4 protein-coding genes are annotated in these 7,419 nt (G+C 51.8%); 3 read left to right on the top strand and 1 reads right to left on the bottom strand.

Annotated elements, in window-relative coordinates; genetic code table 11:
* Positions 1-887 (top strand): PHP domain-containing protein (locus Q7V06_RS05455; RefSeq protein WP_370650812.1); only part of this gene is annotated, 887 nt, incomplete at its 5' end.
* A gap of 4 nt (positions 888-891) precedes the next feature.
* Here the strand turns inward: Q7V06_RS05455 and cls are convergent.
* On the bottom strand, positions 892-2,373 hold the full coding sequence (gene cls, locus Q7V06_RS05460) for a cardiolipin synthase (RefSeq protein WP_304839203.1): 1,482 nt from the start codon (positions 2,371-2,373) through the stop codon (positions 892-894).
* A gap of 173 nt (positions 2,374-2,546) precedes the next feature.
* Between cls and Q7V06_RS05465 the strand changes: the two genes are divergently transcribed.
* Positions 2,547-5,621 carry a PD-(D/E)XK nuclease family protein gene (locus tag Q7V06_RS05465; protein WP_304839205.1) on the top strand — a complete coding sequence of 1,025 codons (3,075 nt, stop codon included), beginning with the start codon at positions 2,547-2,549 and terminating at the stop codon, positions 5,619-5,621.
* On the top strand, positions 5,618-7,419 hold a 1,802-nt coding region (locus Q7V06_RS05470; protein WP_304839207.1), incomplete at its 3' end, for an exodeoxyribonuclease V subunit beta. The genes Q7V06_RS05465 and Q7V06_RS05470, both read left to right, overlap by 4 nt.

A 7,419-nucleotide genomic window follows, 5' to 3' on the forward strand; every position in this document is an offset into this window, starting at 1 on the left:
ATCGGATCTGTTACTGCAAACCAGATATCTCTTCACTCAGAGCCGATGGGTATCATCCTGTTGATATGCACCTGCATACCACCCATTCGGATGGCAGAGCAACAATCTCCGATCTCAAGAGATATGCAGAAAAAGAGAAGATCGGCATTGCCATAACCGATCATAATGAGATCAGCGGATCACGCAAAGCGCTCTCTACACGATCAGACATCCTGATCATTCCGGGCATCGAACTTGAGACAAGAGAAGGTCCCCACCTCCTCTTGTACTTCTATACCGCGGGGGATATGGAAGATTTCTTCCATGATTTCACTGTTGAACGGAACCGGCAGACACCCGGCCTTCTTCAGAATCTGCCGGTACAGGAATGTCTCAATCTCGCTTCAGACTATGACTGCCTCAGGATTGCTGCCCATCCCTATGGGTACTACGGCATCAACAGAGGGGTCCTGAAATGTGTCGAGAAGGAGATGCTCCCCGGTGTCCTCGATCATATTGACGGAATCGAGGTGATATGCGGAGGGATGATGTATGGACTCAATGAGAAGGCGATTTTATATGCGGAGGCACATGATATCCCCTATACCGGCGGGTCAGATGCCCATATCCTCTCCGATGTCGGGAATGTGGTCTCTGCTGTTGCAGGAGACACCGTCGAAGAGTTCCTGGATGGGATCATCCGGAGAGAGAACCTGGTTATCGGTTCATCCGGCGGATATATGGCAAAAGGTGCAACTGCAGGAGTCATTGCATGGAGCTTTGTCCCATACACCATTGAACAGGCAGGTGCTCACTATCGGTATCAGAAGCGCCGGACGAGAGATCTGGTCTCATCCTGTCGCACAAAACTCTCTTCCTACTGTTCCATCAAAAAAAGAAGAGTATGATGATTCAGAGGAGCGGAGAGAAGAGTCGTGATACCGACTGTTTCAACTTGATCATCCATGGAAGGGCTGCAAGCCGCTCAGGTGTCAGTTCGGTACAGACATCGAGATCCAGACGATACTTCTCTTTCAGCACCATTGCGATCTGATGATCGTACATGATGGCATTTGTCTCAAAATTGAGCCGAAAACTTCGGACATCCCAGTTTGCACTCCCAACCGATGCAGCAGCCTCATCAACAACAATCGTCTTGGCATGGATAAACCCATGATCATACGTGTAGGCCCGGACACCAGCGTCGAGGAGTTGTGCGATATATGAGTATCCTGCCCAGTAGACGAAGAAGTGATCGGGTTTTGACGGCATCATGATCCGAACATCAATTCCGGATAGGGCAGCCATCCGAAGGGCGTCCATGATACTCTCATCCGGGATGAAGTAGGGTGTCTGAATATAGACCGACTCTGTTGCAAGACTGATCAGCTTAAGATATGACTCTTTGATCGGGTTCCAGTAGGTATCAGGGCCGCCTGACACCACCTGCATCGGAAGTAGTCTCTCTGCCGAATCGTTGGACCCGGGGAAGTATCGAGGTGAAAATTCGATTAGTTCTCCTTTTGATGCATAGTTCCAGTCAAGTATGAACCGGATCTGCATCGAAGAGACCGCATGACCCTCCACCATAACAGCGGTATCACGCCAGGGGGCCCACTCCGGGACACGGCTCAGATAATCATCACCGATATTAAACCCGCCGATGAACCCGATCTTTCCATCAATCACTGCGATCTTGCGGTGGTTCCGGTAGTTAATCCTCGGATGCCGTATATGCAGGAGGGAGGGGAAGAAGAAGGCAAGCTCTCCTCCCGCCTCAAGATAGGGTGCAAAGAAAGACCGCTTCGGGCCGGCAGCACCAAGCCCGTCACCGAGGAACCTGACCGTGACACCCGCCTTTGCCCGCTCGGTTAATGCGGAGAAGACTTCCCGCCCGATCTCGTCATCCTTGAGGATATAATATTCGAGATGGATGTGATCCTCAGCTTTTCGGATGGCCTCAAGCAGGGCAGCAAACTTATCATTTCCATCAGTAAAGATTCTAACCGCATTATCCGTCGTCACAATTGCCCTGTTGCTCTCCATCAGCATCAGCATCATCCGCTTGTATGCATCAGAAACAGTGTGTAGTTGCGGGATCTGATGGCTGAAGAGATCCTTCTTTTGTGATTCAATCAGATTGGTCATCGCCTCATCATACTCTTTCTTCACCCGGAACATCCGATCCCGGTGAAAGCTCTGTCCAACAAAGAGATAGAGGATAAACCCAATGACAGGAAGAAGAAAGAGGGCCATGAGCCACGCGGTCGTCGCAGTCGGGCTCTTCCGCTCAATAAAGACGACGGTGAGTGCAAAGAGCATGTTGATAAAATAGATGATCGGGACGATGAAGTCGTTTGCAAATTCGATGAGATCAGCGAAGATAATTATCACCCTTTCTCTGATCTGGTTAATTACCCCTTCATCCTATAGAATGCTAACGGAGATACATCAGGGGATGAGAGGTGAACAAACGTACACCCAACCCTAAGAAAAAACCCCCTCAACAACACCCTTATCAGAACTCTCACCGAACAGTCAGATGACTACCTTCCCCCGGAGCCTCCATGACAGAGACACTCACCCATATCCTCCCCGGCCGGCACCTCGACCTCTTCATCAAAAAAGCAACCGCTGCGGTACAGGATGACCCTTTCTCCACTCTGCTCATCCTCCCGACCAGCAATCTCGTCCGTGAGGTTCGGAGGCGTCTGCTTGATGACGGCATCTCATTCATCCAGTCAACAGTAACAACCCTCGGAGGATACGCAGATGCAGTTGTGGATACCCATGCAGGCGGAAAGATCCGGATCACGAACCATGAGAAAGAGCTGATCATCAGTGTACTCCTTCAGAGCAGAGACTACCCGCTCCTTGCTCCGAAGAGAAAACCAGGTTCCGGCATAGCAAAGGAGCTCCGAATCCTCTTCGATGTCCTGCAGGAGAAGAAGATTGACTATCCGGAATCCCTCGGATTACTTCAGAGTCAGAAGAGTGATCAGATCGGATCGGTCTATTCGGCATATACCCGGTATCTCAGGGAAGAACAGCTCCTCGATGAACAGACCAACATCGAATGGGCGACAAAACAGATAGACGCTGACGGAGGACCACGGTCAGTCTTCATTTATGGCCTCTATGAACCCTTCGCAATCGAGAAAGACCTGATACTCGCATTGAAGAGATCGGCCAGATGCTTCGAGTATGCGATCCCTTATCTCCCTGAATCGAAGTGTTTTGCAGATGACGGCTCCTGGCTTCAGATCAAGTCAATCGAGACCATACCCACAGATACGCTCCCACCGCTCGCCCGCTTCTTCGATGATCAGAACCCGACAACGATCAGGATCACCGCATACCGTGATCCCCTCGATGAATTGCGGGGAATAGCAGACGAAATCCACACCCTCATCGATGAAGGAACAGCTCCGGGAGATATTACACTCGTCTTCCCGGCGATCGCAGATGCAGTTCATCTGACAGAAGAGATCTTTTCTGAGTATGGCATCCCTTACTCGACGTCCACCGGCAGAACCATCAACAGTGCTCCCATCATCCGATCCCTCCTCCTCGTCCTTACAGTTCCGGTGCTCGGATATCAGAGGGATGACCTTCTGGCACTCCTCAAATCCCCCTACTTCAGGTACTCCTGGGATCAGTCTGGAGAGCTCCACCATCTTGATGGCGCAAAAGTCGATTCGCTCTCACGACGATCAGGTGTCACCAAAGGGCGATCCGACTGGCATGATCGGATCACCCGGCAGATCCAAGCACGTAAAGCTGACTGTGAGACCCTCTCAGAAGAGAGGAGGATCTATCGGATGCGTGAGATTGAAGAAGACTTTGCCATTCTTACCGGGATCGAATCCCTCTTCGAAATTCTTGAGACGCTCACATCGGATCAGACACTCACCGATCACCTCAGGAGATACCGGAGTCTCCTGACCACCCTCACACTCCCGGTGATCCAGAAGAGTGGCGATCAGGATCTGGTTGAAGACGAAGACCGGGCACTCCTCGCCTTCACCAGAATACTCGACCGGCTCGAACTCTCAGCCCGGATCATCCCTGAGAGGAAGATCACCGCTGCAACCTTCCTCTCTCTCCTGAAAACTGTGGGATCAAAAACCCGGATACCGACAGAGAGGACCCGGCACGCCGTTCAGGTACTCGGTATCCGTGAGATTACCCATCTCAGAACCCCCCACCTCTTCATCGCACACCTCACCGAAGGAACCATACCGAATCTTTCTACCCGTCTGCCCCTCAGCACCAACCTCGAAACAAAGATGCTCGGAACACGTACCGGACCTGAAATCCTCAGGGAAGAACGGTACTACTTCCTCGCAGCCCTCGCTTCAGCAGAAGAGACCATCTCACTCTCATACCCAAAGACCGATGGTGAGAAGGTTCTCCTCAGGTCAGGATTTTTACGTGACCTCCCTGAATATGAGAATGAAAAAAGGTCATACAAAAACTCACGGCTTGCACGAGCGGAGGCTGCGGGCAGCCTCCTCGCAGAAGGAGATTACGCGGGTGCATACTCACTCCTCCCACAGGATCTCGATCTCGAAATGGCTGCTCACCGGATCACCATTGAAGAGTACCACAGAAGCGGTATTCCCTCTTCTCCGTACGATGGAATCCTCGAAGATGATGAGGCGATACTCACGTCTCTTCATGAGAGGTTTGGAGATGAAGCGGTCTATTCGGCATCCTCACTTGAACGATATGCAAGCTGCCCGTTCGCCTTCTTCGCAAGGAATGTCCTTTCTCTTGAACCTCTCCCTGAGATCGACCTCGATCTGACCAGCCTCGAACGGGGCAATCTCATCCACAGGATCGCATACAGGTTCTTCAGGGAGAGGAGTGATCGCACCATCAGGGAGGAGAACCTTCAGGCAGCGATCAGAGAGATCCGATCGATCTGCTCTCTGGAGCTTGACCTGTATGCCAGAAATAATCCCGTCTGGACTGTCGAGGGGGAGAGGCTCCTTGGATCAGACGATATCGGAGTCGGAGTCCTTGAAGAGTTCCTCAGATATGAGATGAAGCTCAACACCTCACCCTTCGTCCCTGCACACTTCGAATGCTCATTCGGCCTCCCCATCACAGATGATGGTGATCCTGCATCTATGAGAGACCCGATCGTGATCCCCCTTGATGATGAGAGCGCAATCAGACTCTCAGGGAGGATCGACCGGATAGATAGAACAGAGGACGGACGGTTCTGTGTGATAGATTACAAGACAGGCAACTCTCCAGGGTACAGGGATATCACTAAAGGAAGAGCACTTCAGCTCCCCCTCTATATCAGGGCAGTTGAGTTGGGTATGGGCCTGATCGGTGCCGGTGGTGCATATTATACTGTGAAGAAAGGAGAGGTCAAATGCCAGGCTGTCATCCGGGATGCAGCCGTTGAGGATTACTTTAAAACCTTCTCCAGGTCAACAGGCGGGGGTGACCGCCCTCTTCCCGAAATCATCTCAGAATCTCTTGGATGGGTGAGGGGATACCTGGACGGTATCAGAGACGGACGGTTCCAGACGGTTGCAGATGAGAAGGACTGTTCTGAGTACTGCAGCTACAAGACTGTCTGCCGGTTCAACAAACAGCGCCTCTTTGAGGAGGAAACAGAATGAAAGGGCTGACAGAACGGCAGGCGGAAGCGGCACTCCATCATGACCGCAGCCTCTGCGTTGTTGCAGGTGCAGGGACCGGCAAGACCCATCTCCTCGTCCGGAAGTACCTTGATCTTCTGGAGAAGAAGGGTGTCGCGGTCAGTGAGATCCTCGCCCTTACCTTCACCGATAAGGCAGCAGCAGAGATGAAGGACCGGATTCGGCGATCCGTCCTTGAGAAGGAGGGGCTTGAACAGATACAGGACGATCTCCTCTGGGCAAATGTCTCGACATTCCATTCCTTCTGTGCCCAGGTGCTCCGGGAGTTCCCCATTGAAGCCGGAGTAGACCCGGGCTTCTCTGTCCTTGATGAACCTGCACTGAGGAGAATCAAAGACGATTGCATACTGGAACTCCTCTATTCCGAGACAGACCAGGATACTGCCATCGTCTCTGTACTCAGGGCGCTCAGCCAGAAGGATCTGAGATCGTATCTTGATACACTCTATGCTGAGCGTGAATATGCAGAGTCATTCTTCAGCATACTTGAGCGGGATGATAAAGAGATCCTTACCGCCTGGGAGGAGACGGCCCTCTCATACCGATCAGATACCATCGCTGACCTGCTTCAGAATACATCATTCCAGACTCAGGTAAGAAGACTCACTGATCTGGCGGGGAGGTATCCCGGGACCCTTGACACCGGTATGGAGTACCTCCGGGCGGTTGAGCCACACCTTGCGGTGATTGCAGGAGATCCTTCTCCGGAAACGATCATCTCATCTATTACTGATCTCAACCGCATTCACCAGCACTTTAAGGCAACGATTGGGCAGAAGAAGAACTGGGAGGGGGATGATCTTCACAAGCTCAAAGACTCATTCAAGGAGCTCAGGGCTCTTTTAAAGGAGAGAGAAGAGATCTTCACCTGCTCCATCTCACCAGACGACCCATTCACACAGACCACAATTGCGTTTCTGAAAAACCTCGGTTCCGTCTTTTCCGCATATACCACTCTCGTGGATACTGCAAAGAAGAGACAGAACGGGCTGGAATTCCAGGATCTTATCAGGCATACCCATCAGCTCTTCATACGGGATGATGCACTCGTCAACGAGCATTTCAGAAGACGGTACCGGTATATTCTGGTTGACGAGTATCAGGATACCGACCCGATACAGAGTGATATCATCGCAAGGATCATCGGTGATACCTCTGCACCATCTGAGAGGCTCTTTGTTGTCGGGGACCCTAAACAGTCGATCTACCTCTTCCGACGGGCAGACGTGACGCAGTTTCGGCATACCCGCGACCTGATCAGAGACGGGCTCAGCGGAGGGGAGGTCTCCCTTGACAGAAACTTCCGGAGCACGCCTGAAGTGATGGGATTTGTCAATCACCTCTTCTCCTCCTTAATGGCAGAGTCCAGAAAACCCTGGGAATTTTCATACCAGATGCTTGAGACGGAACGGAGCAGTGAATCCGGATCTGTCACCCTCCTCCTCGCAGCGGATGGGACAGATAGTGGAGAGACGACCCGCTGTGAAGCTGAGATGGTAGCAGGAAAAATCCATGAACTCGTCTCACAGGAGACGATGATGGTCTCCCGGGCACCGGATGGGAGCCGCATTGAAAGGCCAAGACCTGCCGGATACGGTGATATCGCCATCCTCATAGAGAGAAGGACAAAACTCCCGGTCTTTGAGTGGGCGCTCAGGAGATATGGCATTCCACTCTCCATCCATTCAGGGCTTGGTTTCTACGAAAAACAGGAGATCATCGACCTCTACCTTATCCTCTCTTTTCTTCAGGACGATGC

The sequence above is a fragment of the Methanocalculus sp. genome, assembly GCF_030651615.1.
GTDB lineage: Archaea > Halobacteriota > Methanomicrobia > Methanomicrobiales > Methanocorpusculaceae > Methanocalculus.

What these genes read in the sequence shown, in the direction of transcription:
- Q7V06_RS05465 (WP_304839205.1), top strand. Translation starts at nt 2,547, where the DNA reads ATGACAGAGACACTCACCCATATCCTCCCCGGCCGGCACCTCGACCTC.